This window comes from Umezawaea sp. NPDC059074 (assembly GCF_042738955.1).
Lineage (GTDB): Bacteria > Actinomycetota > Actinomycetes > Mycobacteriales > Pseudonocardiaceae > Umezawaea.
Window position 1 is genome coordinate 1 of the sequence record NZ_JBHYHC010000074.1, and the last position, 15,962, is coordinate 15,962.

The window sequence follows — 15,962 nt, forward strand, 5'->3', positions numbered from 1 at the left end:
AGATCGGGCAGGCCTTCGGGCACTGCCTTTTGGCCCGATCAAGGCCGAAATGAGGGGCCCCATGTCAAATCGGCCACAGCACGCTGGAAATCGCAGCCGCTGGCTGACTGAGCTGGAACTAGAGGCTCACCAGGTGACCACGCCGGAAATCGCAGCTACCAGCCGACCGAGCTGGAACTAGGGGCTCACCAGGTGACCACGCTGAAATCGCAGCCGCCAGCTGACCGAGCTGGAACTAGAGGCTCACCAGGTGACCACACCGAAAACCGCAGCCGTCAACCAGCCACGCTGGACCCCGCAGCCGCCCAAGCACCCAGCCGAACTACAGCCCGCCGCGCAGCAGGTGGTCGATGTCCTCGGGGCGACCCGGTCGGGCGAAGAACCAGCCCTGACCGGTGTCGCACCCGATTCGGTGCAGTCGCTTGGCCTGGGACGGGGTTTCCACGCCTTCGGCGGTGACTCCCAGTCCCAGCGCGTGGGCGAGTTGCACGAGGGTCGACACGATCTGGGCGTCCACGGCGTCTTCCTCGTCCGCCGCGCGCAGCCCTTCCATGAACGACCCCGCGATCTTGAGTTCGTGCACCGGCAGGTGCTTCAGGTACGCGAGGTTGGAGTAGCCGGTGCCGAAGTCGTCGATGGCGATCCGCACGCCCATGTCCGACAGCGCGCGCAGGGCTTCCAGCGGCTCGTCCGCCGTCCCCATGATCGCGCTCTCGGTCAGCTCCAGCTGGAGGTGGTGCGGTGGGAGGGCGCACTCGTCCAGGATCCGCTTCACGTCCCGTACCAGTTCCGGGTCGCGCGACTGCCGGACGGCCAGGTTCACGCTCACGAACGGCGCGTTGTCGCCGAACTCCAGCAGCCACCGCCGGGCTTCTTCGCACGCCTTGCGCAGCACCCACCGGCCGAGCGGCACGATCAGGCCGGTCTCCTCGGCCAGTTCGATGAACCGGTCGGGCGCCAGCCGCCCGAACTCCGGGTGCTGCCACCGGACCAGGGCCTCGACGCCGGTCACGCGGCTGTCCGCGAGCCGCACCAGCGGTTGGTAGTCCACGTAGAACTCGTCGCGCTCCAACGCCGCCGGCATGGTCGCCGACAGCGTGAAGCGGGCGACCTCGCGGGCGTTGCGCTCGGGGTTGTAGAGCGCCCAGCGGGACTTCCCGTCCGCTTTCGCCCAGTACAGCGTGATGTCCGCGTCGCGCATCAGGTCGGCGGCCGTCGTGCCCTCCAGCGGGCGTTCGACGATGCCGATGCTCGCGGACACGGTCAGCTCGTGGCCGCCGATCTTGATCGGGGCCTCCAGCTCGTGCAGCACGCGGTCCGCGACGTTGACGATGTCCTGGGTGCTGGCCGAGCCCTCGACCAGGATCACGAACTCGTCGCCGCCCATGCGCGCGACGAGCTTGCCGTCGCCGGACACCGAGTGGTCCAGCCGTCGGCCGACCTCGACCAGCAGCTGGTCGCCGATGTCGTGGCCGAGGCTGTCGTTGATGACCTTGAACCCGTCCAGGTCCAGGTAGCACAGGCCCGCGCGCCTGCTGTCCACGCCGACCGCGGCCGCGAACACCCGGCCGAGCCGCTCCAGGAACAGCGCGCGGTTGGGCAGGCCGGTCAACGGGTCGTGCAGCGCCTGGTAGCGCAGGCGGTTCTGGAGCAGGTGGCGGTCGGTGACGTCCTCGATCATCGCGACCTGGTACTGCGGCTCGCCGTGGTCGTCGCGCACCAGCGACAGCGTCAGGTGCGTCCACACCTGCTCGCCGTCGGCGCGGTGGAAGCGCTTCTCGGCCCGGTAGTGGTCGCAGTCGCCCGCGATGAGCTGGTCGTAGAGCCGCCAGACGTTGCCGCTGTCCTCGGGGTGCATGAGGTCGCGGATGTTGTACTGGCGCATCTCCTCGACGGTGAAGCCGAGCATGTCCTGCAACGCCTGGTTGACGTCCAGTATGCGGCCCTCTATGTCCGCGATGCCGATGCCGATGGCGGCCTCGGTGAACATCGCGCGGAACCGGGCCTCGCTCGCGCGCAGCGCCGTCTCGGCCTGGTCGCGGGCGTCCAGCACGGCGGCGCGGATCGCCTCCTGCTCGGCCAGCGTCCGCTCGCGCAGCGCCCGCGCGTACCCGGCGGCCAGCGCGCCCTGGAGTGCCGCGAGGCGGGACGCCATCCGGCTGTCCACGCCGATGCCCAGTTCGACCAGCAGGTCCTCGCCGAGCAGCTGCACCGTGCGGCCGAGGGTGTCCGTGCCGGTGAAGTGGGCCTCCACGAGCCTGGAGCCGATCTCGTAGCCGGGGGCGGTGCGGAAGGGGTTGGCGAGGAGGGCCTGGACGAGCACCTCGGTCAGCGACTGGAGGTGTTCGGCCACTTCGGCCCTGGTCATCGGCACGTAGCTGCTGCCGATGACGGCCGTGGCCCACGTGCGCGCGAAAGCCTCGGCCCCGGCCACCATGGCCGGGTCCAGTTCCGATCGGCTGCTGGGCACCCGCTGGTCAACCCGTTCCGTCATGTTCGTCGGCCTGCCACCACAAACGCAGAGGATACGGCCGGTTGCCCATCGGAGTCGACCACTACCGCTTCCGTCCCAGCGCGGCGAAGCCGGGGAAGCGGGCCGCGGCCTCGTCGACGTCGTCCGGCGACTCGGGTCGCCAGTAGGGCAGGCGGACCACTCCGGGCTCGGTGAACTCCAGGTCGCCGAACAGGGACGCGAACTCGGTCCGGGTGCGGTGGATCATGGGCGTGACCTGCTTGCTGTACCGCCTGCGGGCCTCGACCGCGCCCTCGCCCTCGTCGCCCTCCTCCTCGGACCCGTAGTGGGTGATCCCGAGGTAGCTGCCGGGGACGAGCGCGTCGAGGTAGTCGGCGATGATCCCGTGCGGGTCGTCGGAGTCCGGCACGAAGTGCAGCAGCGCGATCATCAGCACGGCGACCGGCCGGTCGAAGTCCAGCACGGACCGCACTTCTGCGGCTTCCAGCACGGATTTCGGGTCGCGGACGTCGGCTTGCAGCGCGATCGCGTTCGGCACGTCCGCGAGGATCGACCTGCCGTGCGCGACGGCGACCGCGTCGATGTCCACGTAGACGACCTTCGCCGCCGGGTCCACGGCGTGCGCGATCTCGTGCACGTTGCCCGCGGTCGGGATGCCCGAGCCGAGGTCGAGGAACTGGCGGACACCCAGGTCCAGCAGGTGGCGCACCATCCGGCGCAGCAGCGCCCGGTTGGTCAGGATCACCCCGCGCAGCTCGGGCATGACCTCCAGCGTCTGGTTGGCCACGGCCCGGTCCGCGGCGAAGTTGTGCGCGCCCCCGAGCCAGTAGTCGTAGACGCGCGCCACGCTGGGACGCTCCAGGTCGATGTCACCCGGCACCCACTTCGGCCGTTCCGCCACGCGATTCCCTCCCCGCTACTCCCCCATCATGGTCCACGACGGTGAGTTGGGACACCGTCCGCACGACCGGTTCCGGGGACAGTGGCCACGCTCACGCAGCAGAATGCGTCCCGTGACGTACATCTGGATCGCGGGAGCGGTCGTCATCGCCGCCGCGGCAGTGCTGCTGCTGGTCAGGCTGCGCGGGAACCGGAACATGCTGGCACCGACGATCGTGGGCGCGATGGGCGCGTTCCTGCTGGTCGGCGGGTGGCTGTTCGTCGTGGACAGCACCACGGCCAAGGGCGAGGCGATCAAGACCGGCGGTCTCGCGGGCGGCTCGGTGATCGCGCTGTACGCGCTGTGGCTCAACGACCGCAGGCGGCGCACCGAGGAGGCCAGGCAGAAGCTGGACAACGACCGCGCCGAGCACGACCGCTCGCGGGTCGCCGACGAGCGGTTCGCCCGCGCCGTCGAACTGCTCGGCCACGAGACCGACCAGGTGCGGGTCGGGGCGCTGCACGCGCTCGCGGGCCTGGCGAAGTCGCGGGAGGAGTACCGGCAGACCGTGCTGGACATCCTCTGCTCCTACCTCCGGCGGCCGTTCGACCGCGGCACGGACGACCGGCACGAGATGGAGGTCCGGCTGACCGCGCAGCGGCTGATCGGCGACCTGCTCCCGCTCGCGGGCGAGGAGGACGCGAAGGTCTACGACCTGAACCTCACCAACGCGTCCCTGGAGTACTTCGACATCGCGGGCAGGCAGGTCGGCCTGTTCACCGCGCGCGGCGCGAAGTTCCACCAGTCGAACTCGTTCCACCACGCGGTGTTCCACGGCGACGCCTTCTTCACCGACGCCGTGAACGACGGCAGGCTGCACGGGCACCACGCGGTCTTCCGCGCGAAGGCGTGGTTCAGCTGCTTCACGTCCCACGGCCGGGTCGACTTCCGGGAGGTCCGGTTCGAGGGCGCCTCGAAGTTCGCCGACGGCGGGTACGACGGCGGGATCACCCTGCGGGACGCCGTGTTCTCCACCCCGCCGGACCTCACCGGGCTTCGGGTCCGCAAGGAGCCGGACGACTTCCTGCCCGCCGACTGGACGTTCGAGGACCTGGCGTGATGCGCGGACGGTTGATGCTGCTGGCGAGCGTGCTGGCGGCGATCCTGGTCACGGTCGCGACGGTCGTCGTGCTGCTGCTGGTCGAGCCGAAGCTGTCCAAGGCCGAGGCGCTCAAGACCGGCGGCCTGTCGGGCGGCGCGGTCGTGGCGCTGTACGCGTTGTGGCTCAACGACCGCAGGCGCCGCACCGAGGAGGCGCGGCACGAGCTGGAGAGCGACAAGGTCGCCGACGAGCGGTTCGCGCGGTCGGTGGAGATGCTCGGCCACGAGGCCGACCAGGTGCGGGTGGGCGCGCTGCACGCGCTCGCCGGGCTCACGGGGTCGGCCCCGCGGTACAAGCAGACCGTGCTGGACGTGCTGTGCGCGTACCTGCGCAGGCCGTTCGACCACCCCGGCTACGACAGCCTGTACTCCGGCGACCCCGACAAGCTGCCGAGGACGCGGTCGGACGAGGAGCTGGCGAGCAGCGACCGGGAGCGCGAGGTGCGGCGCACGGCCCAGCGGCTGATCACCGACCTGCTGCCGTTCGGCATGGACCAGGACCCCACCCGCTACCACCTGGACCTGACCGGCGCGAACCTCGAGTACTTCCGGCTGTCCGGCCGCCGGATCGGGCGGCTGACCGCGCGGCGGGCGAACTTCTACGGCATCACCATGGTCAACGAGCTGGACGCGTCCAAGCCGACGCTGCTCTCCGGGGCCGTGTTCCACGGCCGCGTGTCGGCGGCCGACGCGCGGTTCGACGGCGGGCTCTCGTTGCAGGACACCACCTTCGCGGGCGAGTTCGACGTGCGCGGCGCGGAGGTGAGCACGTTCCTGCACCTCAGCGCCGACCTGCCCAAGCCGACGACGGGCGTGCTGACCGTCATGCCCGGCACGGGCATGCGGATCGCGCCGCCCGAGGGCTGGAAGCTAGCCGGGGCGTACCAGGTCCAGCAGCGCCCTGGCGGCGGCGCTGACGGTCGACCCGGTCACGACGACCGTCTCCGCGACCGGCCCGCCGTCCATGCCGACGAACCGGACCAGCTCCGTCTTGAGCGAGAACGACTGCGGCACGAGCGCGACGCCGAGTCCGAACCCGACGAAGTCCAGCAGTGAGTGGACGTCGTTGACCTCCACGCCGACCCGCCGGTCCACCCCGGCCGCGGCGAGCGTGCGGTCGACGACGTCCCTCGTGCCCCACCCGGTGTTGAAGTCCACGAAGGACTCGCCCGCGAGTTCGCCGAGCGCGACCGAGCGGCGGCCCGCCAGCGGGTGACCGGGCGCGCACGCCAGCACCAGCGGCTCGGTGGCCAGGGTGGACATCCGCACGTCCTGGTCCGGCGAGCGGGTCACGAACGCCACGTCCACCCGGCCCGCGCGCACCTCGTCGACCAGGTCGGCGGTGCCGCCCTGCCGGAGCCGGATCTCCACGCCGGGGTGGGTGGCGTGGAACTTCGCCAGCACTGCGGGCAGGTGCACGACGTGCAGGCACTGGAGGCTGCCCACGGACAGCGTGCCGCGCAGCAGGCCCTGGACGGCGGCCACGGCGTCGCGGGCGGCGTCCACCGAGCCGAGCGCGCGGCGGGCCTCGACCAGCAGAGCGCGGCCCGCGTCGGTCAGCTCGACCTGGCGGGTGCTGCGGACGAACAAGGGCGCTCCCAGCTCGGTCTCCAGCGACCGGATGGACGCCGACAGACCCGATTGGGCGACGTGCACGCGTTTGGCCGCCCTGGTGAAGTGGCACTCCTCGGCCACCGCCACGAAGTACTCCAGCTGGCGAAGCTCCACGATTAATCACCCAAACTGCTGAATGTCATACACCTGTTCTGTTGGACAGCTTAATGCGTCCGGCGCAGACTTGACCCATCCACTTCTCCCAGGAGGTACCCCTGATGCGCACCCGCCGGATCGGCGACGTCGAGGTCAGCGCGATCGGACTGGGCGGCATGCCCCTGTCGATCGAGGGCCGCCCCGACCGCGAACGAGCGCTGGCCACGGTCCGCGCGGCGGTCGAGGCGGGCGTGACGCTGATCGACACCGCCGACGCCTACTCGTTCGACGACCAGGACTTCGGCCACAACGAGGAGCTGATCGCCGAGGCCCTGCGCGGGCTAGGCTCGGCGGCCGACGGCGTGTTCGTGGCCACCAAGGGCGGCCACACCAGGGTCGCGGGCGGCGGCTGGGCCCTCAACGGCAGCCCCGACTACCTGCGGTCGGCGTGCGACGCGTCGCTCAAGCGGCTCGGCGTCGAGGCGATCGACCTCTACCAGTTCCACCGGCCGGACCCGACGGTCCCGCTGGCCGACTCGTTCGGCACGCTCGGCGAGCTGCTGGACGCGGGCAAGATCAAGCAGGCGGGCATCTCGAACTTCAACCCCGACGAGATCCGCCAGGCGAACGAGGTCCTCGGCGGCAGGCTCGCGGCGGTGCAGAACCAGTTCTCCCCGTCGTACCGGTCGAGTGAACCCGAGCTGGAGCTGTGCGCCGAGATGGGCATCGCGTTCCTGCCGTGGAGCCCGCTGGGCGGCATCGGCAAGGCGGGCGCCCTCGCCGAGCGCGGCACGGCGTTCGCGGAGATCGCCGAAGCGCACGGCGCGAGCCCGCAGCAGGTGTGTCTGGCCTGGATGCTGGCCAAGGCGCCGGTCGTCATCCCCATCCCCGGCGCGTCGCGGCCGGAGAGCATCCGCAGCTCCGCCGAGGCCACCCACGTGGAGTTGACCGCCGACGAGCTCGCACGCCTGGACTAGCCGGAGACCGTCCCCGAACGTGCCCTTCGACTGGTCCGGTCGGGTGATCACCGGGTGCGGTTCGCCCCCTTTCGACGGAGGATCTAGGCCATACAGCCCATGATCTACGACCGAATGGGGGCGTCCTGTGGCCGACCGATCCCGATTCCGCACCTGGACCACCCGGCTCGGCGTCATCTCGATCGCGACGAGCGCGCTCGTCGCCACGCCTGTGTCGAGCACGACCGCAGCACCGCTGCCGGAGGGGTCCGCGGAGCACTACGCGGGCTCGCAGATCGCGAAGCACGAGGGGACGTCCAGGACGGCGAAGTCGCTCCCGCCGCGGGACAGGTCGCTCGCCCAGTTCAGCGAAGTGCCGGGCATGGACGTGAGCAGCCACCAGGGTGACGTCGACTGGCCGGGGTCGTGGGCAGACGGCGCCCGCTTCGCCTACGTCAAGGCCACCGAGGGCACGGGGTACAAGAACCCGAAGTTCGCCCAGCAGTACAACGGCTCCTACGACGTCGGGATGGTCCGGGGCGCGTACCACTTCGCGCTCCCGGACCGCTCCGGCGGCGTCGAGCAGGCGGACTTCTTCGTCGACAACGGCGGCGGCTGGTCGCCGGACGGCAAGACCCTGCCGGGCGCGATGGACATGGAGTACAACCCGTACGGCGACACCTGCTACGGCCTCGACCAGGCCGCGATGACCAAGTGGGTGCTGGACTTCAGCAACCGCGTGGTCGCCCGCACCCAGCGCTACCCGACGATCTACACGTCGACGAGCTGGTGGAACAGGTGCGTCGGCGGCAGCGTCCACTTCGGCCGGACGAACCCGCTGTGGGTCGCGCACTACGCCGAGGCGCTGGGCGCGCTGCCGATCGGCTGGGACTACCAGACCATCTGGCAGTGGGACGCGGCCGGGCTGTTCCCCGGCGACCAGAACCTGTTCAACGGCAACGCCGAACAGCTCGTCAGCGTTGCGCTGGGCTGATGAGGCAGGCGGACCACGCGGTGTCCGGCGTCGACGCGAGCGCCCAGGTCGTGGGCGAGGCCGACTGGACCGCGCACTGGCAGCAGGGCAAGCGCTTCGCGTACGTGCTGGCGACCGAGGGCACCGAGCGGGTGAACCCCGGTTTCGCCGCGCAGTACGCCGACTCGTTCGACGTCGGCCTGATCCGCGGGGCGTACCACTTCGCCCTGCCGGACCGGTCGAGCGGCGCCGAGCAGGCGGAGTTCTTCGTCGACCAGGGCGGGGTGTGGCGCGCTGACGGGATGACGCTGCCGGGCGCGCTGAACCTGGAGTTCAACCCGTACGGCAAGGCCGACTACGGGCTGTCGAGGGCTGCGCTGGCGGAGTGGGTGCTCGACTTCGGCGACACGTACAAGGAGTGGACCGGGCGTTACCCGGTGGTCTACACGTCGGCGGTGTGGTGGAGCCAGTGCGCGGGCGCGGACTTCGGCACACCGAACCCGTTGCGGGTGGACCGGTTTTCCGCCGCGCCGGGCGCGCTGCCCCGCCCGTGGGGCGTGTACCCGTTGTGGGACCGGCCGTCACCACCCGCGGAGCGCGATCCCCAGGACCGGCTGCTGGCGCTGGTCGCGGACTGACCCGCCCGTGGGTGATTCACCAGAAGCCTGGCCATCGCGTTGAGAAGTGCTGCACACTCTCGGATCGAGTCGTCCCCCCTGCACCGCCGACCATGAAGCACCTAGCGCTCGTCTTGGCCGTGTGCACAGGCCTGCTGGTGACCGCTCCCTCCCCTGCCGGAGCGGAACCCCAGCAGGACCACGCGATGGGCTCGCAGATCCGCAAGCACGAGGCGGGCGCCCCGCGCGCCAAGCCCAAGTCCGACCCGGCCGTGCTCGCGACCGTGCCGGGCATCGACGTCAGCCGCTACCAGGGCAACGTCGACTGGGCCGCGTACTGGGCCCAGGGCAAGAAGTTCGCCTACGTGAAGGCGACCGAGGGCACCAGCGTCCTGAACCCGAACTTCGCCCAGCAGTACAACGGGTCCTACGCCGTCGGCATGATCCGCGGCGCGTACCACTTCGCGCTGCCGGACCGGTCGACCGGTGCGGCACAGGCGACGTACCTGCTGGCCCACGGCGGCGGCTGGTCGCGCGACGGCCGGACGCTGCCCGCGGCGCTGGACATGGAGTACAACCCTTACGGCGCAACGTGCTACGGCCTGACGAAGGCCTCGATGACCACGTGGGTGCGGGCGTTCAGCGACACCTACCACTCGCGCACCGGCGTGTACCCGGTGATCTACACGTCCGCGAGCTGGTGGAACCAGTGCGTCGGCAGCGGCTTCAGCGCCACGAACCCGTTGTGGGTGGCCAGGTACGCCTCGGCGCCCGGCGCGCTCCCGTACGACTGGGGGGCGTACACGTTCTGGCAGTACTCGTCGTCGCCGATCGACCAGGACCAGTTCAACGGCGCGTACGAGCGCCTGGTCGCACTGGCGAACGGCTGACCTGACGGTGGGGAGGCCTCCGCGAAGGCCTCCCCACCACCGGTGCTAGTCGAACAGCGCGGGAAGGGTGCCCTCCCAGGCGGCGCGGAGCTCGCCGAGCGGGAGCTGGCCGAGGTCCTGGATCTCCAGGGACTCGGACTCCGGGTCGACGACGCCGACCTTGCGCCACGGCAGCTGGCGCGCGGTGCACATGTCGGTGAACCGCAACTCCTCGCTGCGCGGCACGGCCACGAGCACTCGGCCCGCGGACTCGCTGAACAGCTGCGTGAACGCGTCCTGCTCGCCGTCCAGGAACACCCGCGCGCCGGTCTCGCCGATGAGGCAGGCCTCGACCAGCGCCTGCGCCAAGCCGCCGTCGGACAGGTCGTGCGCGGCGGACACCATGCCGTCGCGCGACCCGGCCAGCAGCACCTCGCCGAGCAGGCGTTCACGGGCCAGGTCGACCTTCGGCGGCACGCCGCCCAGGTGGCCGTGCACGACGTGCGCCCACTCGGAGCCGCCGAACTCGTCACGGGTGTCGCCCAGCAGCAGCAGGGTCTCGCCCGCCTCGGCGCCGACACCGGTCGGGATGCGGCGACGCACGTCGTCGATCACGCCCAGCACGCCGATGACCGGCGTCGGCAGGATCGCCGTGCTGCCGGTCTGGTTGTAGAAGCTGACGTTGCCGCCGGTCACCGGGATGCCCAGCTCGCGGCAGCCGTCGGCGATGCCCTTGATGGCCTGCTCGAACTGCCACATCACGGCCGGGTCCTCGGGCGAGCCGAAGTTCAGGCAGTCCGACACCGCGATGGGCGTCGCGCCGCTGACCGACACGTTCCGGTAGGCCTCGGCCAGCGCGAGCTGCGCGCCGGTGTACGGGTCGAGCTTGGTGAAGCGGCCGTTGCAGTCGGTGGCCAGCGCGATGCCGCGGTTGGTCTCCTCGTCGATGCGGATCATGCCCGCGTCCGACGGCTGCGCCAGGACCGTGCCGCCGCGCACGTAGCGGTCGTACTGCTGCGTGACCCAGCGGCGGGACGCCAGGTTCGGCGACGCGGCCATGGTGACGATGGTCTTGAGGATGTCCGCGGCCTCGGTCGGCCGGGCCAGCGACTCGGGGCCGTTGGCGATCAGCGCGTCCTGGTCCGCGGGGCGCTCGATGGGCCGGTTGTAGACCGGGCCCTCGTGCGCCACGGTGCGCGGCGGCACGTCCACGACGACCTCGTCGTTCCACGTGATCACCAAGCGGTCGCCCTCGGTGACCTCGCCGATCTCGGAGGCGATGACGTCCCACTTCGCGCAGACGGCCATGAACGCCTCGACGTTCTCCGGCGCCACGACCGCGCACATGCGTTCCTGCGACTCGCTCGACAGGATCTCGGCCGGGGTCATGCCCGTCGCCCGCAGCGGGACCCGCTCCAGGTAGACGTGCATGCCGCCGTCACCGGCGCTGGCCAGCTCGGAGGTCGCGCAGGACAGGCCCGCGCCGCCGAGGTCCTGGATGCCGACGACGATGCCCTGCTGGAACAGCTCCAGGCAGCACTCGATCAGCACCTTCTCGGTGAACGGGTCGCCGACCTGCACGGCGGGCAGCTTCTTGCGCTTGCCGCTGCCGTCGTCGCCCGCGAACGTGTCGCTGGCGAGGACGGACACGCCGCCGATGCCGTCCAGCCCGGTGCGCGCACCGAACAGGATGATCTTGTTGCCCGCGCCCGACGCGTGCGCCAGGTGCAGGTCCTCGACCCGCAGCACACCGACGCACAGGGCGTTGACCAGCGGGTTGCCCGCGTACGACTCGTCGAACACGACCTCGCCGCCGATGTTCGGCAGGCCGAGGCAGTTGCCGTAGCCGCCGACGCCCGCGACGACACCGGGCAGCACGCGCCGGGTGTCCGGGGCGTCCGCCTTGCCGAAGCGCAGCGAGTCCATGACGGCCAGCGGCCGCGCGCCCATCGCGATGATGTCGCGCACGATGCCGCCGACGCCCGTCGCCGCGCCCTGGTAGGGCTCGACGTAGGACGGGTGGTTGTGCGACTCGACCTTGAACGTGATGGCCCAGCCGTCACCGATGTCGACGACGCCGGCGTTCTCGCCGATGCCGGCGAGCATCTTGGCGCGCATCTCGTCGGTCAGCGACTCGCTGAAGTGCCGGAAGTGCACCTTCGACGACTTGTAGGAGCAGTGCTCGCTCCACATGATCGAGTACATCGCCAGCTCGGCGTCCGTCGGCCTGCGGCCGAGGATCTCGCGGACGCGGGCGTACTCGTCGTCCTTGAGGCCCAGCTCGCGGAACGGCTGCTCCTGGTCGGGCGTGGTCTCCGCGTTCTTGACGGTGTCGATGCTCATGCGTTCACCACCGCATCCATCAGGGACAGGAACATGCCCAGTCCGTCGTCCGTGGGGCCGGTCAACGCGTCGATCGCGTGCTCCGGGTGCGGCATGAGGCCGACGACCCGGCCGTTCGCGCTCGTGATGCCCGCGATGTTGTTGCGCGACCCGTTGGGGTTGTCGCCGACGTAGCGGAACACCACGCGGCCCTCGCCCTCGAGTTCGTCCACAGTGGACTGGGTGGCCTGGTAGCCGCCCTCGCCGGACTTGAGGGGCACCAGGATCTCGGCGCCCTTCTCGTACCGGCTGGACCACGCGGTGGTGTTGTTCTCCACCGCGAGCCACTGGTCCTTGCAGACGAAGTGCAGCCCGGAGTTCCGGATCAGCGCGCCCGGCAGCAGCCCGGCCTCGCAGAGGATCTGGAACCCGTTGCAGATGCCCAGGACGGGCATGCCCTTGCCGGCGGCCTCGATGACGGACTCCATGACCGGCGCGAACCGGGCGATGGCGCCGCAGCGCAGGTAGTCGCCGTAGGAGAACCCACCCGGCACGATCACCGCGTCGACACCCTTGAGGTCCGGGTCACCGTGCCACAGCGGCACCGCCTCGGCCTCGGCGTACCGCGCCGCACGGGCGGCGTCCACGTCGTCGAGCGTGCCGGGGAACGTGATCACCCCAACGCGAACGCTCATGCGTCGACCCGCCGAACCACCCAGTCCTCGATGACCGGGTTCGCGAGGAAGGTCTCGGCGATCTTCTCGAGCGTGGCGTCGTCGACGGAGTCGTCGACCTCCAGCTCGAAGTGCTTGCCCTGGCGGACACTGGCGATTCCCTGGAACCCGAGCCGGGGCAGCGCGTTCGCCACCGCCTGACCTTGCGGGTCGAGAATCTCGGGCTTCGGCATGACGTCGACAACGACACGAGCCACAGCAGGCTGCTCCCTGTTACAGAGGGCGGGGGATGCCCACAGCCTACCTGACCTGCACGTTCACCCCGTCCACGGGTGCGCTGCACCACACACCGCAGGTCATCACACCTTTGGGTTACTCCGCTTGATCGTCGGCGGGGCCCGTGTATCGTTGGAGGAGCCGAGGCCCATGAGGGGCCGAGGAAGTGAGCGCGGTTCCCGTCCGGACGGTCGGCAACCGCGCTTCGCGCTATGTGGACCAGGTGTCGAGGTCGACCGCCCTGGCCACCACGGGCATCACGCGCCTGCGCCAGTCGCCCCCAGCTCCGTAGCACCACCCCACGACATCAGCGATCCACAGCAGTTCCTCCTGGTTGCCCCACATGTGCTCGTAGACGAGCGGCGCCGTCGTGGGGGCCTTGCCGAGAACCTTCCTGATGGTCCGGAGGTCGTGCTCGTCGCGCTCCTCCCGGCTGTCCAGCACCAGACGGCTCGCCTTGATCGCCTTCAGGTCGAGCACCAGCGCGGTCAAGCAGTCCTCACGGGCGCGCTCCTCGCCTGCCGCACAGCTCCGCTGGTAGACGTGCGCGACCGGGCCGCACTCGACGAGCCGCGACAGGATGGCCTTGCGACGGGAGGGGTCCTCCTTCTTGAAGTGCACCTCTTTCTGCCCCGGCAACAAGAGGCTCCTGAGCAACTTGCGCAGCCTGGTCAGGTCTCCGGGGTTGATGATGGCGACGACCAGCAGGTACCGGTCGTTGCGGCGGGATTCATCGGCGAACGCGTGCTGTCTCACGGTGGTGGCCATCGGCAGCGCGTGGCGCCAACTGGAGATCACCCACCCGCACGTGCGGTGTTCCGGGGTTTTTGACCGGTGGTCCGAGTACGGTTTCGTTGCCCTCTTCGCAAGTTTCTTGAAGATCACTTACGGCCATCACGCGCTTACTTTGGCGTAAATCACCTGGTCGGGGTGTTCGCCCTCTGCGAGACCGGTGGCGGAACCACGTTCGGGTCGTCAGTGTTACGCGTATGCGAATCCTGGTGCTGGGTGGAACCGTCTTCCTCAGCAAGGCGGTGGCGACGGAGGCCGTGCGTCGCAACCACGAGGTTGTGTGCGCGGCACGTGGTGCTTCCGGGTCCGTGCCGGAGGGTGCGGAGCTGGTCGTGGTGGATCGGGACCAGCCGGGGGCGTTGGACGTCCTGGGGGGCGAGCGGTTCGACGCCGTCGTCGACGTCGCGAAGATGTCGGTGAACTGGGTGCGCGACGCGCTCCGCTCGCTGGCGGGCAGCACGGACCACTGGACGTTCGTGTCCACGGTCTCGGTGTACCGCGACCACTCGCGGCCCGGTCAGACGGTGCAGTCGCCGACGCTGCCGCCGCTCGAGGACGATCCGGGCGCGCCGTTCGACGCGAACCGGTACGGGTCGGTGAAGGTGGCGAGCGAGCTCGCCGTGCTGGACCAGCTCGAGGAGCGCGCGTTCATCGTGCGGGCCGGGCTGATCACCGGGCCCGGTGACCCGAGCGACCGGTTCGGGTACTGGCCCGCGCGCATGTCGCAGGGCGGGCAGGTCGCGGTGCCGGACTCGCCGGACCAGGCCGCGTCGCACATCGACGTGCGGGACCTGGCGGCCTGGATCGTGGACGCGGCGGAGAACCGGCTGGTGGGGACGTTCGACGCGACCGGGCCGTCGGAGCCGTTGAGCTTCTTCCTCGGCGAGATCGCCGGGGCGGTGGCGCCTCCCGGCACGCAGCTCGTGCGCGTCCCGCTGGAGGTGCTGGACCGGTTGAAGATCGCGCCGTGGGCCGGGCCGCGGTCGTTGCCGCTGTGGCTGACCGACTCGCACCTGGCGATGATGTTCCGCGACGCCCGGCCCGCGATGGCCGCGGGCCTGCGCGTGCGGCCGGTCGGCGAGACCGCGAAGGACGCGCTCGCGTACGAGCGGGAGCTGGGGCTCGACCGCGTGCGCCGGGCCGGTCTCACGCCCGACGAGGAGTACGAGCTGCTGTCAGCTCTCTGACCAGGAGGTTCGGCGCGGAAGAGGGTCTTCCGCGCCGAGCCCGGTCAGGAGATCCAGTCGGCGAACGACCGGCCGGAGACCGTCTCGTACGCCTCGATGTAGCTGGCCCGCGTGGTCGCGACGACCTCGTCGGGCAGCGCGGGCGGGTGCTCGGAGGACTTGCGGTCCCAGCCCGACGCGGGCGAGGTCAGCCAGTCGCGGACCTGCTGCTTGTCGAACGACGGCTGCACGCGGCCCGGCTGGTAGACGTCGGCGGGCCAGTAGCGGGACGAGTCCGGGGTCAGGACCTCGTCGCCGAGGACCAGCGTGCCGTTCTTGTCGTGGCCGAACTCGAACTTCGTGTCGGCCAGGATGATCCCGCGCTTGCGGGCGTAGTCACGGCCCTCGCGGTAGACGGCGAGCGTCGTGTCGCGGAGCTGGTTCGCCAGGTCCGCGCCGATGTCGGCGGCCACGGCGTCGAAGCTCACGTTCTCGTCGTGCTCGCCCAGCTCGGCCTTCGTGGCGGGCGTGAAGATCGGCTCGGCCAGCTCGTCGGCCTCGACCAGGCCGGGCGGCAGCTCGACGCCGCACACCGCGCCGGTGGCCCGGTAGTCGGCCATGCCGGACCCGGTCAGGTAGCCGCGCGCCACGCACTCCACCTGCACCATCTCCAGGCGCTTCACCAGCAGCGCCCGGCCGCGGACCTCGGCGGGGATGCGCGGGTCGTCGTAGGCCACGAGGTGGTTCGGGACGACGTCGGCGAGCTGCTCGAACCAGAACACGCTCATCGCGGTGAGCACGCGGCCCTTGTCCGGGATCTCGCTGGTCAGCACGTAGTCGTACGCGGAGATGTGGTCGGTCGCGACGAGCAGCAGCAGCTCGTCGTCCACGGCGTACAGCCTGCGGACCTTGCCTACGGCGACCTGCGGGTAATCGGCGAGCTTGGGCACGCCGGTCAGCGTACTTCGCGCCGGAGCGCCGCCCGTCCGGCCTGCGGTGGCGCCCACCCAGTTGTTCAGACCATTGCGATTGGCATCCACGCAGGTCACGGGCCGATTTCGACGTTCCCGGATGGTGGGTCGACCGCCAAAAC

At 70.5% G+C, this 15,962-nt stretch carries 14 protein-coding genes and 1 pseudogene; 7 read left to right on the forward strand and 8 right to left on the reverse strand.

Annotated features, from left to right (window positions below):
* Nucleotides 1–322 precede the first annotated feature (322 nt).
* Together ACFWW9_RS28645 and ACFWW9_RS28650 are read right to left on the reverse strand one after the other, a co-directional pair.
* Complete coding sequence (locus tag ACFWW9_RS28645) at nucleotides 323–2,494, reverse strand: putative bifunctional diguanylate cyclase/phosphodiesterase (protein ID WP_390384250.1); 2,172 nt, start codon at nucleotides 2,492–2,494, stop codon at nucleotides 323–325.
* Between the two features lie 61 nt (nucleotides 2,495–2,555).
* Nucleotides 2,556–3,374, reverse strand: coding sequence for an SAM-dependent methyltransferase (locus tag ACFWW9_RS28650; RefSeq protein WP_390384252.1), 819 nt, complete (start codon nucleotides 3,372–3,374; stop codon nucleotides 2,556–2,558).
* A gap of 103 nt (nucleotides 3,375–3,477) precedes the next feature.
* Here ACFWW9_RS28650 and ACFWW9_RS28655 point away from each other — a divergent pair, with 103 nt between their 5' ends.
* Together ACFWW9_RS28655 and ACFWW9_RS28660 are read left to right on the forward strand one after the other, a co-directional pair.
* The gene (locus ACFWW9_RS28655; protein ID WP_390384254.1) at nucleotides 3,478–4,473 is read left to right on the forward strand and encodes a hypothetical protein; all 996 of its coding nucleotides are present in this window, start codon (nucleotides 3,478–3,480) and stop codon (nucleotides 4,471–4,473) included.
* On the forward strand, nucleotides 4,473–5,570 hold the full coding sequence (locus ACFWW9_RS28660; RefSeq protein WP_390384256.1) for a pentapeptide repeat-containing protein: 1,098 nt from the start codon (nucleotides 4,473–4,475) through the stop codon (nucleotides 5,568–5,570). The genes ACFWW9_RS28655 and ACFWW9_RS28660 overlap by 1 nt, the downstream gene beginning before the upstream one ends.
* Here the strand turns inward: ACFWW9_RS28660 and ACFWW9_RS28665 are convergent.
* A pseudogene (locus ACFWW9_RS28665) lies at nucleotides 5,454–6,242 on the reverse strand (LysR family transcriptional regulator); the annotation flags it as partial. The gene ACFWW9_RS28660 and the pseudogene ACFWW9_RS28665 overlap by 117 nt on opposite strands.
* A 104-nt stretch (nucleotides 6,243–6,346) precedes the next feature.
* On the opposite strand from ACFWW9_RS28665, the gene ACFWW9_RS28670 reads away from it, so the two are divergent.
* From ACFWW9_RS28670 to ACFWW9_RS28685, 4 genes are all read left to right on the forward strand, one after another.
* Nucleotides 6,347–7,201, forward strand: coding sequence for an aldo/keto reductase (locus tag ACFWW9_RS28670; protein ID WP_390384258.1), 855 nt, complete (start codon nucleotides 6,347–6,349; stop codon nucleotides 7,199–7,201).
* A gap of 127 nt (nucleotides 7,202–7,328) precedes the next feature.
* On the forward strand, nucleotides 7,329–8,174 hold the full coding sequence (locus ACFWW9_RS28675) for a lysozyme (RefSeq protein WP_390384260.1): 846 nt from the start codon (nucleotides 7,329–7,331) through the stop codon (nucleotides 8,172–8,174).
* Nucleotides 8,174–8,791 (forward strand): GH25 family lysozyme, encoded by a 618-nt coding sequence (locus ACFWW9_RS28680; RefSeq protein ID WP_390384262.1) that lies wholly within the window; start codon nucleotides 8,174–8,176, stop codon nucleotides 8,789–8,791. Before ACFWW9_RS28675 ends, ACFWW9_RS28680 begins: the two co-directional genes overlap by 1 nt.
* 92 nt (nucleotides 8,792–8,883) lie before the next feature.
* Nucleotides 8,884–9,660, forward strand: coding sequence for a lysozyme (locus tag ACFWW9_RS28685; protein WP_390384264.1), 777 nt, complete (start codon nucleotides 8,884–8,886; stop codon nucleotides 9,658–9,660).
* 45 nt (nucleotides 9,661–9,705) lie between these two features.
* Here the strand turns inward: ACFWW9_RS28685 and purL are convergent, their stop codons facing one another.
* The 4 genes from purL to ACFWW9_RS28705 form a co-directional block, all read right to left on the reverse strand.
* Nucleotides 9,706–11,982 (reverse strand): phosphoribosylformylglycinamidine synthase subunit PurL, encoded by a 2,277-nt coding sequence (gene purL, locus ACFWW9_RS28690; RefSeq protein ID WP_390384266.1) that lies wholly within the window; start codon nucleotides 11,980–11,982, stop codon nucleotides 9,706–9,708.
* Nucleotides 11,979–12,656, reverse strand: a complete 678-nt coding sequence (gene purQ, locus ACFWW9_RS28695) for a phosphoribosylformylglycinamidine synthase subunit PurQ (RefSeq protein WP_390384268.1) — start codon at nucleotides 12,654–12,656, stop codon at nucleotides 11,979–11,981. The genes purL and purQ overlap by 4 nt, the downstream gene beginning before the upstream one ends.
* Nucleotides 12,653–12,892, reverse strand: a complete 240-nt coding sequence (gene purS, locus ACFWW9_RS28700; RefSeq protein WP_390384270.1) for a phosphoribosylformylglycinamidine synthase subunit PurS — start codon at nucleotides 12,890–12,892, stop codon at nucleotides 12,653–12,655. Before purS ends, purQ begins: the two co-directional genes overlap by 4 nt.
* A gap of 229 nt (nucleotides 12,893–13,121) precedes the next feature.
* Nucleotides 13,122–13,709 carry a hypothetical protein gene (locus ACFWW9_RS28705; protein ID WP_390384272.1) on the reverse strand — a complete coding sequence of 196 codons (588 nt, stop codon included), beginning with the start codon at nucleotides 13,707–13,709 and terminating at the stop codon, nucleotides 13,122–13,124.
* A 191-nt stretch (nucleotides 13,710–13,900) separates the two neighbouring features.
* Here ACFWW9_RS28705 and ACFWW9_RS28710 point away from each other — a divergent pair, with 191 nt between their 5' ends.
* Nucleotides 13,901–14,890: an NAD-dependent epimerase/dehydratase family protein gene (locus ACFWW9_RS28710; protein ID WP_390384274.1), complete on the forward strand. Its 990-nt coding sequence runs from the start codon at nucleotides 13,901–13,903 to the stop codon at nucleotides 14,888–14,890.
* A 44-nt stretch (nucleotides 14,891–14,934) separates the two neighbouring features.
* Here ACFWW9_RS28710 and ACFWW9_RS28715 read toward each other — a convergent pair whose 3' ends face one another.
* The gene (locus ACFWW9_RS28715) at nucleotides 14,935–15,819 is read right to left on the reverse strand and encodes a phosphoribosylaminoimidazolesuccinocarboxamide synthase (protein WP_390384276.1); all 885 of its coding nucleotides are present in this window, start codon (nucleotides 15,817–15,819) and stop codon (nucleotides 14,935–14,937) included.
* Between the last annotated feature and the right edge of the window lie 143 nt (nucleotides 15,820–15,962).

Bases quoted from the DNA above. Each gene is read 5' to 3' on its own strand.
- ACFWW9_RS28645 (WP_390384250.1), bottom strand. From the start codon at position 2,494: ATGACGGAACGGGTTGACCAGCGGGTGCCCAGCAGCCGATCGGAACTG.
- ACFWW9_RS28655 (WP_390384254.1), top strand. From the start codon at position 3,478: ATGCGTCCCGTGACGTACATCTGGATCGCGGGAGCGGTCGTCATCGCC.
- ACFWW9_RS28660 (WP_390384256.1), top strand. From the start codon at position 4,473: ATGCGCGGACGGTTGATGCTGCTGGCGAGCGTGCTGGCGGCGATCCTG.
- ACFWW9_RS28670 (WP_390384258.1), top strand. From the start codon at position 6,347: ATGCGCACCCGCCGGATCGGCGACGTCGAGGTCAGCGCGATCGGACTG.
- ACFWW9_RS28680 (WP_390384262.1), top strand. From the start codon at position 8,174: ATGAGGCAGGCGGACCACGCGGTGTCCGGCGTCGACGCGAGCGCCCAG.
- ACFWW9_RS28685 (WP_390384264.1), top strand. From the start codon at position 8,884: ATGAAGCACCTAGCGCTCGTCTTGGCCGTGTGCACAGGCCTGCTGGTG.
- purL (WP_390384266.1), bottom strand. From the start codon at position 11,982: ATGAGCATCGACACCGTCAAGAACGCGGAGACCACGCCCGACCAGGAG.
- purQ (WP_390384268.1), bottom strand. From the start codon at position 12,656: ATGAGCGTTCGCGTTGGGGTGATCACGTTCCCCGGCACGCTCGACGAC.
- ACFWW9_RS28710 (WP_390384274.1), top strand. From the start codon at position 13,901: ATGCGAATCCTGGTGCTGGGTGGAACCGTCTTCCTCAGCAAGGCGGTG.